Source organism: Streptomyces griseoruber (assembly GCF_001514205.1).
Classification (GTDB): domain Bacteria; phylum Actinomycetota; class Actinomycetes; order Streptomycetales; family Streptomycetaceae; genus Streptomyces; species Streptomyces griseoruber.
The window spans coordinates 1-2487 of the sequence record NZ_KQ948820.1 but is presented as its reverse complement, the minus strand read 5'-3'; the positions used below and the strand labels follow the sequence as shown (position 1 = coordinate 2487).

General features: G+C 67.1%; 2 protein-coding genes. Both read right to left on the bottom strand.

Annotated elements, in window-relative coordinates; all coding sequences use genetic code 11:
* Positions 1-169: 169 nt before the first annotated feature.
* A complete protein-coding gene (locus AQJ64_RS44745) occupies positions 170-811 on the bottom strand; it encodes a hypothetical protein (RefSeq protein ID WP_240512795.1) in 642 nt (213 codons plus the stop codon).
* A 10-nt stretch (positions 812-821) separates the two neighbouring features.
* Positions 822-2441, bottom strand: a complete 1620-nt coding sequence (locus tag AQJ64_RS44740) for a hypothetical protein (RefSeq protein WP_159060380.1) — start codon at positions 2439-2441, stop codon at positions 822-824.
* Between the last annotated feature and the right edge of the window lie 46 nt (positions 2442-2487).

Here is a 2487-nt window from a genome sequence, read left to right as displayed (position 1 = left end):
AAGGCCCCCGTTCGGCTCACTTGTCTCACATCACGCGCACTGCACGCAGACCATCCCTATCAACTGACCGATTGCCTGTGCAATCGAGGGTGGCCATCACCACAGAGACAGCACATCCCCATGACCAACTCATGGGGACGCACGGGGGCGTTCACCGCAAACCGCCCCTTCAGAGCTGATCGGTAAGGTCCGGGCCCCGTCCGTCCACCGCATCCGGCTCCATGACCCCGTACCCCACCGCCGTCCCGAAGTACGTCGCCTCGCCGGGCTCGGCCGGCACACCCAGCAACGCCTCCAGCTCCTTCAACGCGGCAGCCAGCCGGGGAGCGTTGTTCCGGTGCACTTCCGGATGCGGAGACCCCCTGAAGTCGAACGGGCCCCAGATGTCATGGAATACGGAGACCTCGGCCGACAGCCCGAAGGGTTCCGGAGAGACGGTGAGCTCCACGAGCCGGTACTCGCGACGCGGTGCGGCGCGGCCATCGAGCCACACCCCGCTCCCCGCGACGAGCAGATCGCCCCCCACCGCCTCCGGATAGCCGACCGGACGCATCTTGTCGACCTCCTGGACCAGTTGCTCGTCATCGAGCGGCCTCATGATCTGCAAACGCGTCCTCGCCGGTGCACCGCCCAACGCAGGAACGAACCAGGACCACTCCAGATTGCTGGGCTCCAGGAGATCGTGCTTGCGCAGGACGGCGGACATCTGAGCAGCGGTCTTCAGCGCGGATTCAAGCCCAGGTGGCGCGTAGTCCTCCAGATCCCAGAACCAGGACGCGCATTCACGCGGCGCGCGCATGAGGATGGACATAGGTTGTTCCTTATGGATAAGTAGGGCCGTTTGCCGGGACCGTGATCGAACCGTCCTCGAACCTCAACACGAAAGTGGCGTTCACCAGCTTGGCCCGATAGGCGATCAGACCCAAGAGTTTGTCCGTGAGCGCCAACCTGGTGTCGTGCACATCCAAGATCGCCACCTTCTGGCCCTCGATAACCCCCTTGAGCTGTTTCTCGACAATACCCTTCGTCGCGGTCTTGAGGCCCGATGCCTGCTGCACGTCCTTGAGCTGGACACCGTACTCAATTCGATCACCGGACTTGACCAGCACATCCAAATCCAAGCCTACTTCGGGCTTCTTCAGTTCCAACGCCAGACCCTCGACACCGTGAGCCTGAAGTTCCGTCGCGTGCTCCATCGCCATGTATACGGCAGGAGACATGTCACTGGCCTTGCTGACCTGCTTGCATTGGGACAGCAGCTCACCATATCCAGGGAGGTGGGCCAGATTTCCGTCACTGATGTACTTCGCGATTCCAGCGCCGTACTCGCTCTTGCGAAGTCCGATGAGAGACTTCTCGATGTCGTGAGGCGCCATCTTTGAACGTGCGAGTTGTTCGGCGACGGCTGCTTCCTGATCCGGCTGCATGCGGCCGGTCGGTTGCAGAGCCCTCTCTTCGCCCTCGCTGTAGCTGACCTTCTCCGGCTCGTGGCCGCGGCCGGGCCCTCCGGGACCTTCACCCTGTCCGCCCGTGGAGCCCTCGTGGCCCCCCGTCGTGGTGCCGCCGTCATGCCCATGTCCCGCCGTACCGGTTTGCTCATGCGTGCCGGTCGTCGGGCCGTCGTGGCGGGAACCCGGGCTTTCACCGTGGTGGTTTCCGTGGCCGTCACCATGATGGGGCCCGGTGCCGTCGGTGTGCCCGCTCGGCGGCTCGTGGGCGGCCGAGGGGCTGGGGCCGTGCTCGTGCGCCGATCCTCCGGGCAGGTGATCGCCCGCGGTGCCGCCGGGCAGGTGGTCGCCCGCGTGGACGACCGGTGTGGTGGTCGCGTTGTCGCCGACGCGGCCGGCGTCGCCGAGGTGGGTGTCGAGGCTGTTGCCGAGGTTGATGTGCTGCCCGGCCGATTCGGCGGTGTGGGGAGCGGCGCCGACGAGGGCGGGTTCCTTGGCCGGGGTGTCGACTCGGGGGGTGTCCGCGCCGGAGGTGGGGGTGTGGGTGGGGGTGTGGGTGTCGGGCTGGTCGACGATGTCGCCGGGGCCGTCCTGGGCCTGTTTGAGGACGCTGCCGTTCTCGTCGAGGAGGTTGCCCTGGGGGTCGTAGTAGCGGGCCGGGGCGCCCGCGTCGGTGGGGAGTTTGACCGAGCCCTCCGGCAGGGCGGGGGTGTTGTCCGGCAGTTTGACGTTGCCGTCGGGGAGCCTGGTCGCGCCTTCCGGGACCGCCGCGCCCTCGGGCAGGTGGACCGTGCCGTCCGGGAGGTGGACCGTGCCCTCCGGGAGCGTGATCGCGTTCTCCGGCAGCTTGGGGATCTCGATGTCGCCGATGCCCTTGAGGCCCTTGGCGATGTCGCCGATCTTCGACAGGCCCGCGCCCGCGCCCTTGGCGATGTACGTCATCGGGTCGATCACACGACCCGCCTTGCCGGCGACCGACAGGACCTTCGCCACCGCGCCCGCCTTGCCCGCACCGGCCGCCGCGCCGCCCGCACCGCCC

Excerpts from the sequence above, each read along its gene's own strand:
- AQJ64_RS44745 (WP_240512795.1), bottom strand. The coding sequence starts at position 811 with ATGTCCATCCTCATGCGCGCGCCGCGTGAATGCGCGTCCTGGTTCTGG.